Source organism: Mycobacterium sp. MS1601 (genome assembly GCF_001984215.1).
GTDB lineage: Bacteria > Actinomycetota > Actinomycetes > Mycobacteriales > Mycobacteriaceae > Mycobacterium.
Genome location: NZ_CP019420.1, coordinates 2,735,277 through 2,755,052, shown reverse-complemented (window position 1 = coordinate 2,755,052; position 19,776 = coordinate 2,735,277). Strand labels below are relative to the sequence as shown.

At 66.3% G+C, this 19,776-nt stretch carries 17 protein-coding genes and 3 pseudogenes; 14 read left to right on the top strand and 6 right to left on the bottom strand.

What is annotated here, in order from left to right; all coding sequences use genetic code 11:
* Positions 1-19 precede the first annotated feature (19 nt).
* From BVC93_RS13460 to BVC93_RS33985, 4 genes and pseudogenes are all read left to right on the top strand, one after another.
* Positions 20-2,560, top strand: a complete 2,541-nt coding sequence (locus tag BVC93_RS13460) for a DEAD/DEAH box helicase (RefSeq protein WP_083737852.1) — start codon at positions 20-22, stop codon at positions 2,558-2,560.
* An 18-nt stretch (positions 2,561-2,578) separates the two neighbouring features.
* Entirely contained in the window at positions 2,579-3,643 is a 1,065-nt protein-coding gene (locus tag BVC93_RS13455; protein ID WP_083737850.1) for an aldo/keto reductase, read from the top strand.
* The gene (locus BVC93_RS13450; RefSeq protein WP_083737848.1) at positions 3,643-4,539 is read left to right on the top strand and encodes a 2-hydroxyacid dehydrogenase; all 897 of its coding nucleotides are present in this window, start codon (positions 3,643-3,645) and stop codon (positions 4,537-4,539) included. The genes BVC93_RS13455 and BVC93_RS13450 overlap by 1 nt, the downstream gene beginning before the upstream one ends.
* Positions 4,473-5,606, top strand: a pseudogene (locus tag BVC93_RS33985) (cysteine desulfurase-like protein); the annotation flags it as partial. The gene BVC93_RS13450 and the pseudogene BVC93_RS33985, both read left to right, overlap by 67 nt.
* Before the next feature lie 132 nt (positions 5,607-5,738).
* Here BVC93_RS33985 and BVC93_RS13440 read toward each other — a convergent pair.
* Both BVC93_RS13440 and BVC93_RS13435 read right to left on the bottom strand, forming a co-directional pair.
* Positions 5,739-6,362 carry a pyridoxamine 5'-phosphate oxidase family protein gene (locus tag BVC93_RS13440; protein WP_083741028.1) on the bottom strand — a complete coding sequence of 208 codons (624 nt, stop codon included), beginning with the start codon at positions 6,360-6,362 and terminating at the stop codon, positions 5,739-5,741.
* A gap of 189 nt (positions 6,363-6,551) precedes the next feature.
* Positions 6,552-7,679 (bottom strand): annotated as a pseudogene (locus BVC93_RS13435) (1,4-beta-xylanase); the annotation flags it as partial.
* Positions 7,680-8,346: 667 nt separating this feature from the next.
* Between BVC93_RS13435 and BVC93_RS13430 the strand changes: the two are divergent.
* From BVC93_RS13430 to BVC93_RS13420, 3 genes are read left to right on the top strand one after another with little or no spacing between them, the layout of a single operon-like run.
* On the top strand, positions 8,347-8,925 hold the full coding sequence (locus BVC93_RS13430; RefSeq protein ID WP_236950352.1) for a TetR family transcriptional regulator: 579 nt from the start codon (positions 8,347-8,349) through the stop codon (positions 8,923-8,925).
* Positions 8,922-9,944, top strand: a complete 1,023-nt coding sequence (locus tag BVC93_RS13425) for a phosphotransferase family protein (RefSeq protein WP_083737844.1) — start codon at positions 8,922-8,924, stop codon at positions 9,942-9,944. The genes BVC93_RS13430 and BVC93_RS13425 overlap by 4 nt, the downstream gene beginning before the upstream one ends.
* A gap of 13 nt (positions 9,945-9,957) precedes the next feature.
* Positions 9,958-11,223: an acyl-CoA dehydrogenase family protein gene (locus tag BVC93_RS13420; protein WP_083737842.1), complete on the top strand. Its 1,266-nt coding sequence runs from the start codon at positions 9,958-9,960 to the stop codon at positions 11,221-11,223.
* A gap of 162 nt (positions 11,224-11,385) precedes the next feature.
* Here BVC93_RS13420 and BVC93_RS13415 read toward each other — a convergent pair.
* Positions 11,386-11,810, bottom strand: a pseudogene (locus tag BVC93_RS13415) (DUF6596 domain-containing protein); the annotation flags it as partial.
* A gap of 130 nt (positions 11,811-11,940) precedes the next feature.
* On the opposite strand from BVC93_RS13415, the gene BVC93_RS13410 reads away from it, so the two are divergent.
* On the top strand, positions 11,941-12,414 hold the full coding sequence (locus tag BVC93_RS13410) for a DinB family protein (protein ID WP_083741027.1): 474 nt from the start codon (positions 11,941-11,943) through the stop codon (positions 12,412-12,414).
* Between the two features lie 198 nt (positions 12,415-12,612).
* Positions 12,613-13,632: a GlxA family transcriptional regulator gene (locus tag BVC93_RS13405; RefSeq protein ID WP_236950351.1), complete on the top strand. Its 1,020-nt coding sequence runs from the start codon at positions 12,613-12,615 to the stop codon at positions 13,630-13,632.
* Positions 13,633-13,688: 56 nt separating this feature from the next.
* On the opposite strand, the gene BVC93_RS13400 is transcribed toward BVC93_RS13405, so the two are convergent.
* Positions 13,689-14,627, bottom strand: a complete 939-nt coding sequence (locus BVC93_RS13400; protein WP_083737841.1) for a GlxA family transcriptional regulator — start codon at positions 14,625-14,627, stop codon at positions 13,689-13,691.
* 230 nt (positions 14,628-14,857) lie between these two features.
* On the opposite strand from BVC93_RS13400, the gene BVC93_RS13395 reads away from it, so the two are divergent.
* From BVC93_RS13395 to BVC93_RS13375, 5 genes are read left to right on the top strand one after another with little or no spacing between them, the layout of a single operon-like run.
* Positions 14,858-15,358 (top strand): DUF1097 domain-containing protein, encoded by a 501-nt coding sequence (locus BVC93_RS13395; RefSeq protein ID WP_083737839.1) that lies wholly within the window; start codon positions 14,858-14,860, stop codon positions 15,356-15,358.
* Positions 15,355-16,089, top strand: coding sequence for a nitrile hydratase subunit beta (gene nthB, locus BVC93_RS13390; protein WP_083737838.1), 735 nt, complete (start codon positions 15,355-15,357; stop codon positions 16,087-16,089). Before BVC93_RS13395 ends, nthB begins: the two co-directional genes overlap by 4 nt.
* Positions 16,086-16,703, top strand: a complete 618-nt coding sequence (nthA, locus tag BVC93_RS13385; RefSeq protein WP_083737836.1) for a nitrile hydratase subunit alpha — start codon at positions 16,086-16,088, stop codon at positions 16,701-16,703. The genes nthB and nthA overlap by 4 nt, the downstream gene beginning before the upstream one ends.
* Positions 16,703-17,011, top strand: a complete 309-nt coding sequence (locus tag BVC93_RS13380; RefSeq protein WP_083737834.1) for a nitrile hydratase accessory protein — start codon at positions 16,703-16,705, stop codon at positions 17,009-17,011. The genes nthA and BVC93_RS13380 overlap by 1 nt, the downstream gene beginning before the upstream one ends.
* A gap of 11 nt (positions 17,012-17,022) precedes the next feature.
* Positions 17,023-17,700, top strand: a complete 678-nt coding sequence (locus BVC93_RS13375) for an energy-coupling factor ABC transporter permease (protein ID WP_083737833.1) — start codon at positions 17,023-17,025, stop codon at positions 17,698-17,700.
* Here BVC93_RS13375 and BVC93_RS13370 read toward each other — a convergent pair.
* Together BVC93_RS13370 and BVC93_RS13365 are read right to left on the bottom strand one after the other, a co-directional pair.
* A complete protein-coding gene (locus BVC93_RS13370) occupies positions 17,697-19,118 on the bottom strand; it encodes a phytoene desaturase family protein (protein WP_083737831.1) in 1,422 nt (473 codons plus the stop codon). The two genes, BVC93_RS13375 and BVC93_RS13370, sit on opposite strands and share 4 nt — an antisense overlap.
* A gap of 33 nt (positions 19,119-19,151) precedes the next feature.
* Positions 19,152-19,562: a DoxX family protein gene (locus BVC93_RS13365; protein ID WP_083737829.1), complete on the bottom strand. Its 411-nt coding sequence runs from the start codon at positions 19,560-19,562 to the stop codon at positions 19,152-19,154.
* Positions 19,563-19,776: the final 214 nt, after the last annotated feature.

The window sequence follows — 19,776 nt, the reverse complement described above, 5'->3', positions numbered from 1 at the left end:
AGGCACGCTGGTACCCGACATGAGCACTCCACTCCTGGACGACCCGACCGACCTCGGTGCGCTGCGCGCCCTTGGCAACGACGCCGACGAACTGTTCACCTCGTTCGCCACGTGGGCCGAGGCCAACGGCACCACGCTGTATCCGGCGCAGGAGGAGGCGCTGATCGAACTGGTCAGCGGCTCCAACGTCATCCTGGCAACCCCCACCGGGTCAGGGAAATCGCTGGTGGCCATGGGTGCGCAGTACGCCGCACTCGCCGCTGGCAGGCGCAGCTACTACACCGCGCCGATCAAGGCGCTGGTCAGCGAGAAGTTCTTCGCGCTGTGCGACGTCTTCGGTGCCGCCAACGTGGGCATGCTCACCGGTGATGCCTCGGTCAACGCCGATGCCCCGATCATCGCGTGCACCGCCGAGATCCTGGCGAATGTGGCATTGCGTGAGGGAGGAGGCGGCGGACCTGGAAAAGAACCGGGCCTGTGTGTGATGGACGAGTTCCACTTCTACGGCGACCCAGACCGGGGATGGGCCTGGCAGGTGCCACTGCTCGAGCTGCCGCGGGCCCAGTTCTTGCTGATGTCGGCGACGCTGGGCGATGTCACCTTCCTCCGCGAGGACCTGACCCGACGGACCGGCCGGCCGACGGCCCTGGTGGCCGGTGCGCAGCGACCGGTGCCGCTGTTCTACTCGTATGCCACCACCCCGATGCACGAGACCATCGGCGATCTGCTCGTGACCTCGCGAGCCCCCGTGTATGTCGTGCACTTCACCCAGGCCTCCGCACTGGAACGGGCCCAGGCACTGATGAGCGTCAACGTCAGCACCAAGGAGGAGAAAGCAGCCATCGCCGAACACATCGGCGGCTTCCGCTTTTCGACGGCATTCGGGAACACGCTGTCGCGACTGGTGCGCCACGGCATCGGCGTGCACCACGCGGGCATGCTGCCCAAGTACCGCCGCCTGGTCGAACAGCTGGCACAGGCCGGGCTGCTGAAGGTCATCTGCGGCACGGACACCCTGGGTGTCGGGATCAACGTGCCGATCCGCACGGTGGTGTTCTCAGCGCTGTCCAAGTACGACGGCACCCGCACCCGGCTGCTCAATGCCCGCGAGTTCCATCAGATCGCCGGCCGGGCCGGCCGGGCCGGCTTCGACACCGTGGGCAATGTGGTGGTGCAGGCACCTGAGCACGAGGTCGAGAACCTCAAGCAGTTCGCCAAGGTTGCCGACGACCCGAAGAAACGCCGAAAGTTGGTGCGGCGCAAGGTTCCCGAGGGCATGGTGCCGTGGAGTGAGAAGACCATGACGCGGTTGGTCGACGCCACCCCGGAGGCGCTGACCAGCAACATGAAGGTGTCGACGTCGATGATCCTGGACGTCGTCGACCGCCCCGGGGATCCCTGGGAGGCCATGCGCAGGCTGCTCACCGACAACCACGAACCGCGCAAACGTCAGCTACGGCTGATCCGCGAGGCCGTCGGCATCGCCCGCTCGCTGCTGCAAGCCGGGGTGCTCGAACGCCTGGACACACCGGAGCCCGACGGGCGGCGTTACCGGCTGACTGTCGACCTCCCGCCCGACTTCGCGCTCAACCAGCCGCTGTCCACGTTTGCCCTTGCCGCCATCGACGTCCTGGACACGACGTCGGAAACCTATGCGCTGGACGTGGTTTCGGTGATCGAAGCAACGCTGGAGAATCCGCGGCAGATCATCTCGGCGCAGCTGAACAAAGCCAGGGGCGAGGCAGTGGCCGCCATGAAAGCCGAAGGCATCGAGTACGAGGAACGTCTGGAGCTGCTCGACGAGGTCACCTATCCCAAGCCCCTGGAAGAGCTGTTGGGCCACGTGTACGAGGTCTACCTGCAGACCAACCCGTGGGCCGCCGACGGTCAGCTGTCACCGAAATCTGTTGTCCGCGAGATGTGGGAACGGGTCTTCACCTTCAAGGAACTGGTCAGTGTGTACGGCCTCACCCGGTCCGAGGGTGCGGTGCTGCGGTATCTGTCGGATGCGTTCAAGGCGCTGCGCTCCGGGGTGCCCGCCGCCGCACGTACCGAGGAGGTGACCGACATCGTGGAGTGGCTGGGTGAGCTGGTGCGCCAAGTCGACTCCAGCCTGCTCGACGAGTGGGAACAGCTCACCGATCCCGAACAGCCGCACGACAGGCCTGCGGCCATCCCGGCTCGGCCGCGCCCACTCACCGGCAATGAACGCGCCTTCACCGCCATGGTGCGCAACGCGCTGTTCCGGCGGGTGGAGCTGTTCGCCCGGCAGCGCTGGGACTCACTCGCCGAGTTGCATGCCGGGTGGCCTGCGCAACGCTGGGAAGAGTTGGGCCAGAACTACTTCGACGAACACTCCGAGGTCGGCACCGGAGCTGATGCCCGTGGACCCGCGTTGTTGATCATTCGCCGTGAACCCGGGCTGTGGCGGGTGCGCCAGATTCTCGACGATCCCGCAGGTGACCACGACTGGGGTTTCGACGTCGAGGTGGATTTGGAGGCCTCCGACGAGGCCGGCGAGCCGGTGCTGTCGCTGGTGGACGCAGGGCGGCTGGACTGAGCCGACTAACCTGAACCCATGGCCGACGACCTCGTGATCACCGACGTCCCTTTCACCCACGATCCGTGGACGGCGGCGCGGGACCGCTACGCCGCCATGCCTTACCGGCGAGTCGGGACGTCGGGCCTGCTGCTGCCCGCCATTTCGCTCGGGCTCTGGTACAACTTCGGCGACAATCGGCCCTTCGACGGCCAGCGTGAGATCCTGCGGCACGCATTCGACCGCGGCATCACACACTTCGACCTGGCGAACAACTACGGCCCACCGTACGGATCAGCCGAGGAGAACTTCGGCCGGATGCTGCGGCGCGATTTCAAGCCGTATCGCAACGAGCTGATCATCTCCACCAAGGCGGGCTGGGACATGTGGCCGGGCCCCTACGGTCAGCTGGGTGGGCGGGCCTACGTGCTGGCCAGCCTGGACGAGTCGCTGGACCGCCTGGGGCTGGACCATGTCGACATCTTCTACTCCCACCGCATCGACCCGGTGACACCGCTGGAAGAGACCATCGGCGCGCTCGACACCGCCGTGCGCGCGGGAAAGACCCGCTACGTCGGCATCTCGTCGTACTCGGCGAGCAAGACCGCAGAGGCCTCGGCCATCGCCGCCCGGCTGGGCACCCCGCTGGTGATCCATCAGCCGTCGTACTCGCTGCTCAACCGCTGGATCGAAGGCGGACTCACCGCCGAGCTCGGCAAGGCCGGCATGGGGGCCATCGCGTTCACCGCCCTGGCCCAGGGACTGCTGACCAATCGTTACCTCGAGCAGCCCGCCGAGGACATTGACCGCTCCCGCCCGTCGTTCGACGACAAGCTGGTCACCGACCAGGTGCGCGACCAGCTCCGCGGCCTGAACGCCATTGCACAGCGGCGCGGTCAGTCGCTGGCACAGCTGGCCCTGGCCTGGGTGCTGCGGGACCCCGCGGTGTCCTCCACCCTGGTGGGCGCCTCCAGCGTCGCGCAGCTCGACGAAAACCTGGGTGCACTGGACAACCTGGACTTCACCGACGAGGAGCTGTCCGAAATCGACAGATATGCAACGGAATCCGGTATCGACCTGTGGCGGGAGAGCTCGGACATCTGATGAAGGTGCTTGTTCCCGACGACCTCGGTATGCAGATACTGGGGTCGTCGCAGAAGCTGGCGCCCGTCCGCTACGAGGCCGGTCAGCCCTGGCCCGAGGAGCATCTCGACACCCCGGTGGTGGTCGTCGATTTCTTCGATGCCCCGGCCACCGGACGACGGTTCGCCGACCTGCCAGAGCTGCGGTTGGTGCAGACGCTGCACGCCGGCTACGAACAGTGGCGGCCCTTCGTACCAAGCGCAGTGATGCTGTCGAACGGCCGTGGCGCCCATGGGGGTTCGACTGCCGAATGGGTAGTGGCAGTACTGCTGGACATCTACCGTGAGCTGCCGCTGTTCGCCGGACTACAGGCGGCGGGCACCTGGGGACACCGGACCAGCGACACCTTGATCGGTAAGCGGATCGTGGTGCTCGGGGCAGGCGATCTGGGCACCAATCTGGCAGCGCGACTGGCGCCGTTCGAGGTGGAGGTGACACTGGTGGGGCGCACCGCGCGGCCGGGCGTGCATGCCCTCGCCGATGTGGACAACCTGTTGCCGGACGCGGACGCGGTGGTGGCGATGCTGCCCGATGCCCCGGCCACCCGCCACATCGTCGACGCCGGCTTCCTGGCACGGATGCGTGACGGTGCCGTTCTGGTCAACGCCGGCCGGGGGTCTGCTGTGGACACCGATGCTCTTCTCGTCGAACTGCGGTCCGGACGGCTACGTGCCGCGCTCGACGTCACCGACCCGGAACCGCTGCCCGACGGACACCCGCTGTGGTCGGCGCCCGGCCTGCTGCTGACACCACACGTGGCCGGTAGCACGGCAGGTGCCGAGGAGCGCGCGTGGCGGGTGGCGCTGCGCCAGATCACCGCGTTCGCCGACGGCGAGGTGCCACCCAACCGGGTGTGAGGCAGACTTCACGGGTGACGGCACCCACTCTCGACGTTGACACGATTCGCAGCCATTTTCCCGCACTCTCGTCAGGTACCGCGTTCTTCGACGGTCCCGGCGGATCCCAGACCCCCGTCCCGGTGGCGGATGCGATTCGCAGCGCCCTGTTGAATCCGCTGGCGAACCGGGGCAGCGTCACGGTGGCGGCACGCAATGCCGAAGAGTTGGTGCTGAGCTGTCGTGCCGCGCTCGCCGACCTGCTTGGCGCCGCCGCCGACGAAGTGGTCTTCGGCCGCAGCATGACGGCCTTGACCTTCGACTTCGCCAGAACCCTTGCCCGGAGTTGGGGTGCGGGCGACGAGATCGTGGTGACGCGGCTGGACCACGACGCCAACGTCCGGCCGTGGGTGTTGGCCGCTGCGGCCGCGGGCGTCACGGTGCGGTGGGTGGACTTCGACCCGGCCACCTCCGAGCTGTCCGCGCAGGACGTCGCAGCACAGTTGAGTGAGCGCACCCGGTTGGTCGCGGTGACGGCGGCGTCCAACCTGATCGGCACCATGCCGGATATCGCGACCATCGCCGGGCATGTCCACGCCGTGGATGCTCTGCTCTATGTCGACGGTGTGCACTTCACCGCCCACCACAGTGTCGACGTCCGTGCACTGGGGGCCGACTTCTTCGCCTGCTCGCCGTACAAGTTCCTGGGGCCGCACTGCGGTGTGGTGGCCGGGCGCGCCGCGGTGCTGGCCGAATTGCGACCCGACAAGTTACTGCCTTCCCCCGATCGGGTGCCGGAACGCTTCGAGCACGGCACCCTGCCATATGAGCTGATGGCAGGCACCACCGCAGCCATCGACTTCCTTGCCGGACTGGCGGCTGGGGACAGCCGACGGGACCGTCTGGTGACCGCGATGGCCGCCGTCGACGCCTACGAACTGGCCCTGCGCGAGCGCATCGAAATCGGGCTGCGCCAGATCCCGGGGATCACGGTGCACTCGCGGGCGGCGCACCGGACTCCGACGTTGTTGGTGACCTTCGACGGGGTGGACGCGGCGATGGTGAGCGCCAAGCTGGCGCGCCGGGACATCAATGCGCCGTCCGGATCGTTCTACGCCTACGAGGCGGCCCGCCATCTGGGGCTCGGGAGGCCGGCGGCCTACGAATTGGGTTGGCGCCGTACAACACTGCCCAGGAGGTGGACCGGCTGCTCGCGTCACTCAGTGACGCCGTTGGCTCACGAAGTCACTGACGGACCGCGGCACGGGTTGCGGGGACTCCGACACCGGCGGCCCGTAGCCATGGATAGCTGGGATGACACCGGTCCATTGGTCACTCGGCGAGGACGGCGGGCCGCAGCGCTGCTTGGCGATCCAGTTGTCCTCGGTGATCGCCAGCTGCAGTACCAGGGATTGGGCGATCTCTTTGGCGGAGTGCGGAGGGCATTCGCCGACTCGCCCCGGTATCAGGCGCTCGGTGAAAAGGTCGAGGGCTGCGGCAATCTCGTCGCCGCTGATGGCCGAGCAGACGCCGCGGACCACGACCGAGCGGTAGTTCGCCGAGTGTTCGAACTGCCGTTCGGCGATCACCAGGCCGTCGAGCAGGAACGCGCTGACCGCCACCTTCGCCCCGGCGGCGAGGTGACGTAGGGCGCCGGCCCCGGTGGAGCCGTGCAGTAGCAACCGGTCTCCGTCACGAACCACCAGCATCGGTACCGACCAGGGTTCATCGTCGAGCACCGTGGCGACGGTGGCCACCGTGCAAGTGTCGAACACCTCGTCCACCAGGGCCCGGGTGCCGGCACGGTCCGGCTTGCGGGTCAGGCCCGCCAATCTGTCCGCCATGTTCACAAGTGAACACCGCGGGTCGGCACGCCTCAACTCGATTTCCTTCACTGACTGGTGGTTTCACGGCGAGCGAGGGCATCCGCGGCGGTGGCACCGGCGAGCCGACGAGGGTCAGCGGGTGACTACGCGCCCCCGTCGAGTGCGCCACTCGGAGTCCGGACGCCGCCCGGGCATGGCGTCCACCCGGCCGGTGAGCCTGCGCATGGTGTGGATCTCCCGGTCCCGGTAGGGCCTGCCACCGCGGTGCAGCAGGTCGTGAAACCACTCCCGCGGAGGCTCGGTCACGTAGGGATGGTCCCAGGAATCCCAGGGTAGATACGTCTGTGTCTTGCCGGCGATCAAGCCCCAGGTGTACGTTCCAACGTTGCGGCGCTGAGCAATCGGCAGAATTCCCTCGACCGTGCTGCCCTCGGTTCTGGCCATGTACTCGGTGCAGATCATCGGCCGCCGCCACGGCGACAGTTCATCGATCCGGAAGTCGAACTCCGGCGGCGGCGCATAACTGTGAAAAGTGATGACGTCGGAGTGCTGGAGCTGGATGCCCGCGATCTCGGTGCGCCGCGCCGGGTCGCCCCATTCACCCTCCCAGACCCCACTGGTCAGCGGCTGGCTGGGGTCCACGTCACGCGCCCAGCGAAACACCTGCGGCAGCAGTTCGGCCACCAGTTCCAGTTTGTCGGGATTCTCCACGTCACTGTAGACGCTGGCGGGGTTGTCGGGCTCATTCCACAGATCCCAGCCCAGCACTCGATCATCCCTGCGGAACTGGGTCAACACACCCTTGACATAGTCGTTCATCACCAACGCATAGCGGCGGTCGTTCAGGCGCGCCGCCCCCGGGCTCTGCACCCATCGTGAGTTGTGGATGCCGCGCTGTGGTGCGCGCTGGCGGCCCGCTCTGGGCAGCGGGTCCCAGCACGAATCGAACAGCACCAGTAGGGGTTTGATCCGGTTGCGCTCGGCAATGCCGATGAACTGGTCGAGTCTGCGCAGGAAACCCACCCGATCCTGCGTCCACAACTGGTCATGCAGGAACACCCGCACGGTGTTGATACCGATCAGCCTGGCGAGGCGGAGCTCACTCTCGATCAGTTGGGGGTCGAACGACTGGGCCTGAAACATCTCGAATTGGTTGACAGCATTCGATGGGATGTAGTTGGCCCCCACCAACCAGCCTTGCCCGCGATACCAGGTGTGCGCGCGCTCCGGTGTCCACCTGGCCGGGGCCGCCGAGGCCCGTGGGGTTTGCGTGAGCGTCAACAATGCTGCTGCGGAGGCAACCACCGGCAGCTTGAGCGCAGTACGCCGCCGGATTATTGGCACCACGATCGTCATCCTTTGCGAATCGCTGTCGTTCCCTCATAGGCGGCCACGGTGCCGCACCCAAGCACGTCGGCGGTGACGCTCGAGAATTTCCCCCTGACGCGGCGACCCCCACCCGCGAGACACCCACCATACCGTCGACAAGTCAGTCGTGCGGGGGCTCCGAAACGTTACGGATACCGGCCGCCGCAGTACATAGCTTTGCGAAACACCCTGATGCACAGTCACTTCCGTTGCCAAATCGGCTCGGCGCCAGGAGGTCCCATGCACGTCCACGGGATTGAGGACGTCGGCGGGCACGGCAGTCGGCATGGTCCCCAGCCAACGCCGCGTGATCCGCGCCCACCGCGCGTTTTCGGCCCGTTCGAACGGCGCACAATCCACGGCCGAACAACCGTTTTCTAGATGGGAAGATGTCGTAATCGCCCTGAAGTGCAGCGATAGACCAATTTATGCACCGTTGACAAACGATCGTTCGGTTGGCAACATCGCGGAGAGCTGAGTCACATCGGTCGGATGCGAAGGAGGAGACCGTGCCACCGTGGGCGATGCCCTACCCGGACCTGGCAGCCGCTCACGCCACGGTTGCGTCCACCGCGGTTCGGGCTGCGACGGGAGTCGCGTGATGCCTGACACTGCGAGCCGTACTGTGAGAACAGTGAACGGTAGCGGAAGCCGGGTCGTGGTCGCCGCGGCGGTCCAGAACTTCCAATCGCGGGGCTACCACGGAACTTCTATCCGCGACATCGCCCGCGATGCCGGTATGACACCGGCCACCATCTACCACTACTTTCCGTCGAAACAGCGCATCCTCCAACACATCATGGAAGCGGCGATGAAGGACGTCATCGCCTCGACCAACGCGGCGCTCATCCAGGCGGGCAACTCACCGACCGAGCAACTCGACGCGCTGATGCGGGCGTGGGCGTTGTTTCACACTCAGCGTCGAGCCGAGGCGCTGATCGGGGCCTCGGAGATCCGTAGCCTCGATGACGTGGGCCACCGGATCGTGGTGGCCCTGCGAGATCAGCAGGAGCAGATGTTCCGCGTGATCATCGACCGCGGGGTCGCCGAGGGGGCATTCACCACAGCATATCCGCACGAGGCGGCGCGAGCCATCATCAGCATGGGCTCCTCGATCGCCAGCTGGTACCGCCCGAACGGCCACCTCACCCCTGAGCAAATCGCACAGCGTTACGCCGAACTGGCATTGGGAACTGTTGGAGCACAACGATGATCGAGAACATTTCACGGCTGCGGGACTGGCTCGCCGACGTAGAGACCCACCCGGTGGGTGACGACCTGCGCGCATGGCTGATCGCCGGTGGCCGCTCCAATCCGACCTACGAGCTCACCGATGGGCAACGACACTGGATCCTTCGCCGCCCTCCGGTGGGCCATGTCCTGCCCACCGCCCATGACATGGGGCGCGAGTATCGCGCCATCTCCGCATTGCAGGGCAGCGCAGTTCCGGTACCGCGGACGGTGGCGCTCTGTGACGACACCTCGGTGATCGGTGCCCGGTTCTACGTGATGGACAAACTGGACGGCATCACCCTGCGCACCGCCGACGACACCCGCAAGCTCGACGAGCAGCAGCGGGCACAACTGGCACACAATGCAATTCAGGTACTGGCCGATCTGCACCAGATCGATCCGGCGTCGGTGGGACTGGCGGACTGGGGAAGACCCGACGGCTACCTGGAGCGTCAACTGCGCCGTTGGATGCGTCAGTGGGAGTCTTCGGTCACCCGCCCGCGCGCGGAGGTGCAGGAATTGCACACGCGGCTGGCCTCCACGCTGCCTGCCAGCCGCTACCCCGGAATCGTGCACGGGGACTTCAAGATCGACAACCTGATGGTCACAGCCGGCAATCCCACCCGCATCATCGGACTGCTGGACTGGGAGATGTCCACCCTCGGTGACACGTTGACCGATCTGGGCATCCTGTGCTCGTTCTGGGACCACGAGGGCGAGTTTCACAATCCGATCACCGCGGGCGCCACAGCGCTACCCGGCTTCCCCACCCGCGACGAACTGGTGGACGTCTACCTGAATGCCCGCGGCATCGACGTCGTTGACATCGACTGGTATCTGGTGTTCGCAGATTTCAAGGTGACGGTGATCCTGGAAGGCATCCACGCCCGACATCTGCAGGGCCACACCGAGGGCGAGGACTTTGCCGGTGTCGGTGCCATGGTGGATCCACTGCTGAACCGAGCCCTGGAGCGGGCGTCACGCTCCGCCGTCATATGAACCGGAGGATTTCATGACCACCACCACCGCCCCCCTGGTCGCCGCCCCGGCACTGCCGCCCGAGACCGATCCCGCGACACTTGACCTGCGCCCCTCGGAGCGGGCCCGCGAGCTCCGCGCCACGCTGGTGGATTTCATGCACTCGCATGTCTTCCCCGCCGAGCACGAGTACGAGGCCTACCGCCGGGCCGCCGGCCCCGATGATCACGTGGTGCCGCCGGTGGTCGAAGAACTCAAGCGGGAGGCTCGCTCCCGCGGCCTGTGGAATCTGTTCCTGCCCGCCGAATCCGGAATCAGCCAGCTCGACTACGCAGGACTGGCCGAGATCACCGGCTGGAGCCTGCATCTGGCGCCCGAGGCCACCAACGGACAAGCCCCTGATACCGGCAACATGGAACTGCTGCACCTGTTCGGCACCGAGGACCAGAAGGCCCGGTGGTTGCAGCCGCTGCTCGACGGTGAGATCCGTTCGGCGTTCTCCATGACCGAGGTGACGGTGGCCAGCTCGGATGCCACCAACATCGAGACGAGCATCGTCCGCGACGGTGACGAGTACGTGATCAATGGCCGCAAGTGGTGGACCAGCGGCGCGGCCGATCCCCGCTGCGCTCTGCTGATCGTGATGGGCAAGACCGACTTCGACGCCGCACCGCACCGCCAGCAGTCCATGGTGCTGGTCCCGGTGGCGACACCGGGTGTCACCATCGTGCGCGATGTACCGGTGTTCGGCCGTCATGACCAGCACGGTCACTGCGAAGTGGTCTACGACAACGTCCGGGTACCGGTGACCAACATCCTCGGTGAAGAGGGAGCCGGATTCGCTGTGGCGCAGGCGCGCCTGGGGCCGGGACGCATCCACCACTGCATGCGGGCACTCGGAGCGGCTGAGCGCGCACTGTCGCTGATGACGGCGCGTGCCACCTCGCGTATCGCCTTCGGTAAGCCGTTGGCTGACCAGGGCACGGTGCAGCAGCAGATTGCCGAGTCACGCATCGCCATCGACCAGGCCAGACTGCTGTGTCAGTTCGCGGCCAAGACCATCGACGTGCACGGTAATCGAGCTGCGGCACAGACTATTTCGGCAGCCAAGGTGTCAGTACCCCGGGTGGCGCTGGACGTGATCGACCGGGCCATCCAGGTACACGGCGGCGCAGGCGTCAGCGATGACGTGCCGCTGGCCGCCATGTACGGCTGGCACCGGTCCATGCGAATCTTCGACGGACCCGACGAGGTGCACCTGCGTTCCCTCGCGAAAGCCGAGCTGCGCAAACACAATTAGTGACGCACATCTGCACCTCCGGTGGTGGCGGTGGGCCGTACCAGAGCTCGGTCAACATCAGCAGAATGTCGTTGATGGGACTGTCCTCTCGCCATGCACCGCCAGGGCCGGCGGTGCTGTCGGGAGTCAGTTCAACGGTGGTTGCGGGCTACCGATCCCAAGATGGCGGCGCAGCGTCGGGTCGAGTTCGGCCAGCGCCGCCAGCCCGGCCGCCGGCCCATCGGCCTCGCCGAGGGCGGCCGCTCGGTTGAGCCGGGCCACCGGACTGTCGGTCAGTGTGATCAGCTCGTCATACCACTCGACTGCACCCAGTCGGTCTCCTCGGCGCTCGAGGCGTCCGCGTGCAGCGCGGCGATGGCGGCCTGCGCCTGGTATTCGCCCAGGCGATCTCGGGCCAGGGCCGCCTGCAGGATCAGCACCGCCTCGGCGATGTGGTCGGTGCGCCACAAACTGCGATCCTGGTCGGCGAGGGTCACCAGGCTGCCGTCGGCGCGAACGCGGGCCGCCCGCCTGGCGTGGTGCAGCAGGAACCATGCCAGTAGTCCCGCGGCCGCCTCGTCATCGGTGCGGGCCGAAAGCTGGCGGGCCGTAGCGTCAGCGCCACGTACCCAGGGCACGGTGCTGTCACGCCATTCTCGACATCGGTCGGGCACCAGTTTCTTGCCCTGTGCGCAATGCATGTTGGCATATACGAGGGGCTCCTCCACTGTGGAAGGTATGACTGCATTGGACAGACGCCCGCCCCGCACCGACGGCAGTGAGAAAGAGGTACTGCTGGCTTTCCTCGACTACCTACGCCAGTGCGTCGTAGACAAGGTGACCGGAGTGCCGGAACCGGCGGTGCGTGAACCCGCCGTCCCGTCCGGCACCAACTTGCTGGGCTTGCTCAACCATCTGACCCACGTCGAGCGCTACACGTTCCTCGGCGAGTCGACAGCTGACTGGGCCGCGACGTTTCATGCCGGTCCCGACGACACCGTCGAAGGACTGATACTCGCCTACCGCCGGGCAGTCGAGGACGCCAACCGCGTCATCGGCGAATGTGACGATCTCGAATCGCCCTCGTTACGACCGGGACGGACACCGCCGAGCATGCGCTGGGCACTGACACACATGATCGAGGAGACCGGAAGGCACGCCGGACACCTCGACATCCTGCGCGAACTCATCGACGGCGCCACAGGACGGTAGCCAGTACTGCTGTAGCACACCTCAATTCATGGTTGTAAGTCTCCACACTGCAGAGGGGACAGAATCCCGCTACATTGACCGCACGCTCAGCCAGCGTCCGGACGTTCGTCGCCATGCGTCAGTGTGATGCGTGAGAGGGACAAACGGAAGGGCAGTGGCGGACATGTGGCAGACGATTCCTGACATCTTCGCGGCCTGGTGGGCGCATTGAGCGCCGAGGCCAAGACCGTGGTGTTTGCGCTCTACAACAAGGTGACCCTGCAGGACGTCGCCGCGCCACTCGAGATCTTCGCTCGTGCCAATGATTTCGGCGCCCACTACACTGTGTTGTTGGCGTCACCCACCGGCGGCGCCGTCGGAACCACGGCCTACGCCACCTTGAATGTGGACCTGCCGCTGGCCGAGGTGCCACAGACCATCGACACGTTGCTGGTGCCCGGCGGAGTTCCGGCGGACTTCGATTTCACCCCGGGCGTACATGACATCCCCGAGGAGCCGACACCGGACACGGTGCCAGATGCGGTGACGATGGTCGGCGAGTTGGCGCCACGCGCACGCCGTATCGCCTCGGTCTGCACGGGTGCCTTTGTCCTCGCACACCTGGGGCTGCTGGACGGCCGCCGGGCCACCACCCACTGGGCCCACTGTCAGTCGTTGGCCCGCACCTATCCGCAGGTGCGCGTGGATCCGGATTCCCTGTTCGTCCAAGACGGCCCGTTCATCACCGGCGCGGGCATCACCGCCGGGATCGATCTGGCGCTGGCCCTGGTGGAGAGCGACTACGGACCCGCGGTGGCTCGGCGGGTGGCTCGGTGGACCGTCGTGTTCCTCCAACGTCCGGGCGGACAGGCACAATTCAGCGTCTGGGCGCAATCCGCGCTGCCAGCCACCGGAGGGCTCCGCGAGATCATGGATTCCGTCATCTCCGACCCGGCCGCCGACCATTCACTCACCTCGATGGCACATCGAGCTGCTGTCAGCGAGCGCCACCTGGTACGCATGTTCCACGATCAGGCCGGGACAACCCCGGCCCGGTTTGTGGAGCAGGCTCGTCTCGAGGCCGCGAAAGTACTGCTCGCCACGGGCGATCAGGGGCAGGAAGCAGTGGCCAGGCGTGCGGGTTTCGGAACACCGGACACCATGCGACGCACCTTTCGCCGCAACCTTGGCATCTCGCCCGGAACCTACCGAAATCGATTCCGCACCACCGGCATCTAGAAGCTCCGTAGCCAGGCAGCCCTTCCTCCCCGGCTCCCCTCGACTCGTCGCCCCGTCTAGACGGCGGCGCCGTGCGCTGAGAGGTGATCACGCACCCGGGCGCCGTCACGCAGGCCGCTGCGCCGGGCTGCGGCATGAAACGACTCTCCCGCCAGCACCAGACTCACCGCGTTCTCGAGCCTGACCTCCTGGACGTACTGATGCAACGTCACACCCACCTGGGCCTTGAACAGTCGCGAGAGGTGACGTGGACTGATGCCGATCCGGACGGCAACGGTGTCGAGGTCGTAGTTGCCCGCCGGGTCGCTGTTGACCGTGGCAAGCAGGCGCTCCAACTCCGGATGCTTCGGGCGCGGCGTCCTGGCCGCCACCGAGATCTGCGGATGTCCCTCCATCCGCCGGCTGAGCACCACCAGATCCTTCGAGATCTCCTGTGCCACAGCTGCTCCGTGGTCATCACTGACCAGCGCCAGGGCGAGGTCGATGCCCGCGGCAACACCCGCAGACGTCCACACTGCGCCGTCGTGGGTGTAGATGGACTCCCGCTCGATGCGGACCGCGGGATACCGGGCGGCGAGCGTGTCGAGGTGGCGCCAGTGTGTGGTCGCGCGACGGCCGTCGAGAAGTCCCGTCGCAGCCAGAGCGAACGACCCGGCGCAGATGGACGCTATCCGTCGCGCCGTCCTGGCGTGTGTCTCGATGGACCTCCGAAGATGGTGCGGAATGACCTGGGCCACCAGGCATTCACCTCCCGGCACCAACAACGTGTCTGCCTCTGCGGTCAGCTCCGAGATCGGGATGGCGGCAAATGTCAGCCCCGAGGAACAGCGAACAGTGGTGGCGTCGGCGGTCGAGTACAGACGCACGTCGTAAGCACAGCCCAACGCCTTGGCGACATCGAAGACTTCCACCGGTCCGGTGACGTCGAGGGTGCGAACCCCGTCGAAGACCAGCACCGCGATACGACGGGGGCGGCGGTCCTGCTCGTGGCACATCGGCCAAGCGTGCCGCGGGCAATGGCCACGGGCGCGGTAATGTCCGGATCTGCACTCGATGTGTCCTTCAGCGTCGGTCCTCTGTCACCGATGTCCACTTCTGCAGCAATCCTGTCCACCGCGGCGGTCACCCGCAAAGTGTGCGTTACCGGACGGAAACACATCCTGCCCAACGTTGTTCACGATTCTCCCACTGTCCCAAGTATTTCGAGCGATCAAGGTGGAACTGTATGGATTCGCGATCTGCGCTGACCCTGAGCATCGGAGTGCTCGGTGGGGTGGCGGTGGCCTTCACAGCCACGGTGATCACCGTCCCGATCTGGGTGGTGTTCCTGGCATGGGCCTCCTTCTTCTTCGTCGGCGGTGGCCCCGCCGGCTGGGTTCGGTCCGTGCTGTCGAACATCACCGGTGTGGTCATCGCCTGCGCCAGCCTCTATGCCGCGCACCTGCTCGGCGGCAGTCTCACGATGACGGCGATCGCCGTCGGCGTCGGCAGCGCGGTGATGGTGCAGGCTTCGTGGGTAAGCCTGCTGTCCACCACTCCCGCTGTGGTGGTGGGATTCGCCTCCACCGTGTCGACCGTGGCCGGCACCGGCCAGCTGGTCACTGCCACGAGCATCTCCCACCCCGGGCTGGTGGCGGCCTGCGCCTGCGTGCTGGGCGCAACGTTCGGCATCGCCTCGGAATATCTGGCCACCGTGATGACACGAAAGGAAGCGGCACCGGCATGAAGTTGCAGCATTATCTGGGCGGCCTGGAGGGCTTACCCCAGCCACTGGACCTCGAGAAACGGGTGTTCGTGGAGGAATGGGAGAAGCGGATATTCGGCATCCACGTCGCGATGATGGGATTGAGCACCCATCTCGACACCGCGGTGCCGCAGTACCCCATCGGCGAGGTGCCGACGGCGTTCCGGGACGAATGGACATGGGCGTCACTGCGCACCGGTGCCGAGGCGATGAACCCGTTCGACTACTTCAAGTTCCGCTACTACGAGAAGTGGCTGGGCGGCATCACCCAGTTCTTCATCGACCAGGGCTACGTGACCGAGGACGAGATCGCCGCTGTGCTCGATTCCTCGTCGGCACTGTCTGTCCCCGGGGCGGCCGCGATCGACGATCAGGTGATGGACTACTTGCGACGCGGCGACAGCCCTCGTCGTGACGTGGCCCATCCGAAGTTCGCCGTCGGTCAACGGGTCCGTATCGCCGACCTGCCCGCCGGCGCCCACACCCGGCTGCCGGGCTACCTTCGTGACCGAATCGGTACGGTGACAAGAATTTTCGAGGGCGACTACGGCTACTTCGTGCACACCGGGGACGGTATCGGCGATCCGATGCCCATCTACATCGTCGAGTTCACTCCCGCCGAACTCTGGGGTGTGCGCGCCGAAGCCGGCGCCAACACGCTCTACGCCGAACTGTTCGAGGCCTACCTACTACCTGTCCAGGAGAACCAGTGACCGACCAATTCGCCTACCCATCCGACCGTGAACAGTCCAGCGCCGAGCGCGTCTCCGCCCTGGAACGTCTGCTCATCGAGAAGGGCGTCATCACCAGCCAGACCGTGGACAAGGTGTTGGCGTACTTCGAGTCCGAGATGACGCCGTTGAACGGGCAGAAGATCGTTGTGAAGGCCTGGACGGACCCTGATTTCGCCGCCAGAGTGGTGGTGGACACCCCGGCGGCGCTGGCCGAGCTGGACCTGCCCGAGGGCATGGCCGGCGCCGAAGGCGAGCACCTGCAGGCGGTGGCCAACACCCCGGGCGTGCACAACCTGGTGATCTGCACACTGTGTTCGTGCTTCCCGTGGCCGGTGCTGGGCCTGCCACCCTACTGGTACAAAGATCCGGTGTTCCGGGCCCGCGCCGCGCGCGAACCCCGCACCGTCCTCACCGAGATCGGTGTCGCGCTGCCCGATGACACCGAGATCAAGGTCTGGGACTCCAGCGGCCACTCACGGTGGTTCGTCATTCCCGAACGCCCCGCGGGCACTGAAGGTCTCCCAGACGACGAGCTGATGAAGCTGGTGACCACCGAGTCCATGATGGGCGTGGCTCTGGCGGGGCAGTCCTGATGCAACTGCACACCACCTGCACCACCGACCAGGCGGCCCCATCGTTCGACCATGAGTGGCAACGCCGGGCCTTCGGCCTGGCACTGGCGCTATCCGAGTTCGGACACTACCCGTGGAGCGAGTTCCAGCAGAGCTTGATCGACACCATCGGCGCGTGGGAGTCGGCACCCGAGGACGTCAGGGATGACTGGCAGTACTACGACCACTGGGTCGCCGCCCTGGAACACGTGGTGGACCACCGGCAACTGCTGACCGCGCCACTGCACACCGACGACGGCGACCACGCCGTACTCGACGATCATCACTGAAAGGACAAGCGATGCACATAGAACCAGGAGTTGTGGACGGCGCGAAGCTCGCGCTGAGCTACGTCACCGCCGCCGGTGCAGGCGGCTACGCACTGGCCCTGGCGTGGAAGCACGTCAAGGAGCGCGGCCCGATCTCACTGGTGGCCGGCTCGGCCGCCACCACCGCGTTGGTCTTCGTGTTCTTCGAGGTGTTCCCCCACTACCCGGTAGGGGTGTCAGAGGTTCATCTGATCCTCGGCTCTACGTTGTTCCTGTTGTTCGGGGCGGCACCTGCGTCGTTCGGTCTGGCGAGCGGCCTGCTGCTGCAAGGGATTCTGGTCGCTCCCTTCGATCTCCCCCAGTACGGCATGAACATGACCACATTGCTGGTGCCACTGTTCGCGCTGCAGTACGTGGCGCACCGCGCGGTAGCTCCCCAGACCCGCTATGTCGACCTGAAATACCGTCAGGCACTGGCGTTGTCGGCAACGTATCAGGCGGGCATCGTCTCATGGGTGACGTTCTGGGCGATCTACGGCAACGGCTTCAGCGTCGACACAATCACCTCCGTCGCCACCTTCGGTGTCGCGTACCTCGCGGTGATCCTGGTGGAACCGCTGGCCGACCTGGGCGTGCTGGCGGCGGCCAAGGCACTGCATCGGTTCCGGGAAGAGGCCTGGCTACAGCCGCGTCTGTTCCATCCGGCCTAACGTGTTCTGGCCGCCCGGCGAAGTGCCGCCCGGGCGGCCAGATGGCCGCTCATCCCGTGTACACCACCACCCGGAGGTGTCGCCGCCGAGCACAGGTACATGCCCGGCACCCCGAGCCAGTACGGATTCGGGGACAGCCGCGGCCGGGCGATGAACGACCGCAGATCCATCGAACCGCCGTTGATGTCACCGCCGATGAAGTTCGCATTGAACTGTTCGAAGTTCGCGGGAGTAGAGACGCGTTGTGCTGCGATGCGATCGCGGAAACCGGGAGCGAACCGCTCTATCTGAGCCAGCACCGCGCCGGTGGCGTCACCGGTATAACCATGCGGCACATGGGCATATGCGTACACCGGCTTCAGCTCACCGACGGCCCTACTCGAGTCCATCAGGTACTGCTGAGCCACGATGAGGAATGGCCGCTGCGGCATCCGGCCGGCGAAGGTGTCCCGTTCGGCGGCGGCCACCTCCTCGGCACTGCCGCACACGTGCAGACTGCCCGCCGCCCGTGCTTCCGGGTTGGTCCACGGAATACCTTCGTGCACAGCCAAATCGAGCTTGAAGGCTGCTGCGCCGTACCGGTACCTGCGCAGTGCCCGCTGGATGCGTGCCGGGATGCGATCGCCCAGTAGATCCGCGGGTAGTCGCGGCGAGGTGTCGAAGAACACCATGTCATAGCCGCCGAGCTGGCCGGGCTGGCTGACCGCGGCGCCGGTCTGGATCCGGCCACCGTGCTCACGCAGCACACTTGCCAACCCGTCGGCCAGACGTGCTGTCCCTCCGACCACACACGGCCAGCCGTAGCGGTGCGCGATCGCCGCGAACATCAGGGCTATGGCTGAGGTGGGTGGCCGCGACAACGGTGTCCACCCGTGCGCGGCGTTGCCCGCGATCATGGCGCGTGCCTGCGGTGTGGTGAACAGTCGCATCAAAGCGGTGGCTGGCACCATCGCCGGCAACCCGAACAGACCCAGCTCGACCGGCCGACGCGGGACCGCCACCATGGGCGAGAGAAGGTCGTCGGCCAGCCGGTCGTAGGCGTCGGCCATGCGGCCGAACACCGACTTCCACCGGGCGCCGTCGGCGCCGAGCGCGGCGCAGGTGTCGGCCACCGAACGCCGCAGAACCCCCGCGGTGCCGTCGTCGAGTGGGTGGGCCAACTCGATGTCCGGCCAGGCGAAGCTCACCCCGTGCGCTTCCAGCTCCAGCGACCGGATGAACGGCGATGCCACCGCGGTGGGCACGATCGCGGCGCAGTGATCGTGCACCAGCCCTGGCAGCGTCAGCTCCCCGGAACGCAGTCCCCCGCCGATCTCGTCGGCGGACTCCACCACGGTGACGTCCACTCCGGCCTGTGCGACGGTGATGGCCGCTGCCAGGCCGTTCGGCCCCGATCCCACCACCAGCGCGTTTGCCATCGGACCCCCATCCCGCTTGGGGCCGACTCTAGTTCAGAAGCGTCGTGACACCGCCAGCGCACCCGGCCCGGTGAACACCAGCAGCAGGAACAGGAAGCAGTACAGCACGGCGGCCTCTCCCCCGTTGACGATCGGCCAGAAACCGTCCGGGAAGTGCATCCACCAGTAGGCGACGGCCATCATGCCCGAGGCGATGAACGCCGCCACCCGGGTGAGCACCCCTGCGGCGATCAGGCCGCCGAGCACTACCTCCAGGATGCCCGCCCACCAGACAGGCCACATACCGACAGCCGCCGCTTCGCCGCTGGGCCAGCCGAACAGTTTCATGGTGCCGTGCATGGCGAACATCAGCGCCACGAGAATCCTGAAGACCCCGAGCGCAAGGTCGGATCTGGTGGCTGGCCGGCTATCCGTTGCGGTGCCGGTGGTGGTGATCGTGGACATGTCCGAACCTTCCCCTCGAAGTGATTTGAGTCCATCCTCTGCAGCCCCACGGCCACCGTTTCCACTCTCATAGGCGATTCAAATATCCATGTGTGAGCCAACTTTGACCGCCCCGGCGATGAGTCGTGCGCCACACCGACTGCCGCGCCCGGTGCGCCTCCTATGAGATGTCTATGAACCCGCAGACGGCTCGGCGTGTTGCGGCGACAATGGG

Excerpts from the sequence above, each read along its gene's own strand:
- BVC93_RS13410 (WP_083741027.1), top strand. The coding sequence starts at position 11,941 with ATGACTGCATTGGACAGACGCCCGCCCCGCACCGACGGCAGTGAGAAA.
- BVC93_RS13420 (WP_083737842.1), top strand. The coding sequence starts at position 9,958 with ATGACCACCACCACCGCCCCCCTGGTCGCCGCCCCGGCACTGCCGCCC.
- BVC93_RS13425 (WP_083737844.1), top strand. The coding sequence starts at position 8,922 with ATGATCGAGAACATTTCACGGCTGCGGGACTGGCTCGCCGACGTAGAG.
- BVC93_RS13460 (WP_083737852.1), top strand. The coding sequence starts at position 20 with ATGAGCACTCCACTCCTGGACGACCCGACCGACCTCGGTGCGCTGCGC.
- BVC93_RS13450 (WP_083737848.1), top strand. The coding sequence starts at position 3,643 with ATGAAGGTGCTTGTTCCCGACGACCTCGGTATGCAGATACTGGGGTCG.
- BVC93_RS13370 (WP_083737831.1), bottom strand. The coding sequence starts at position 19,118 with ATGGCAAACGCGCTGGTGGTGGGATCGGGGCCGAACGGCCTGGCAGCG.
- BVC93_RS13365 (WP_083737829.1), bottom strand. The coding sequence starts at position 19,562 with ATGTCCACGATCACCACCACCGGCACCGCAACGGATAGCCGGCCAGCC.
- nthB (WP_083737838.1), top strand. The coding sequence starts at position 15,355 with ATGAAGTTGCAGCATTATCTGGGCGGCCTGGAGGGCTTACCCCAGCCA.
- BVC93_RS13440 (WP_083741028.1), bottom strand. The coding sequence starts at position 6,362 with ATGGCGGACAGATTGGCGGGCCTGACCCGCAAGCCGGACCGTGCCGGC.
- BVC93_RS13455 (WP_083737850.1), top strand. The coding sequence starts at position 2,579 with ATGGCCGACGACCTCGTGATCACCGACGTCCCTTTCACCCACGATCCG.
- BVC93_RS13375 (WP_083737833.1), top strand. The coding sequence starts at position 17,023 with ATGCACATAGAACCAGGAGTTGTGGACGGCGCGAAGCTCGCGCTGAGC.
- BVC93_RS13400 (WP_083737841.1), bottom strand. The coding sequence starts at position 14,627 with ATGTGCCACGAGCAGGACCGCCGCCCCCGTCGTATCGCGGTGCTGGTC.
- BVC93_RS13380 (WP_083737834.1), top strand. The coding sequence starts at position 16,703 with ATGCAACTGCACACCACCTGCACCACCGACCAGGCGGCCCCATCGTTC.
- BVC93_RS13395 (WP_083737839.1), top strand. The coding sequence starts at position 14,858 with ATGGATTCGCGATCTGCGCTGACCCTGAGCATCGGAGTGCTCGGTGGG.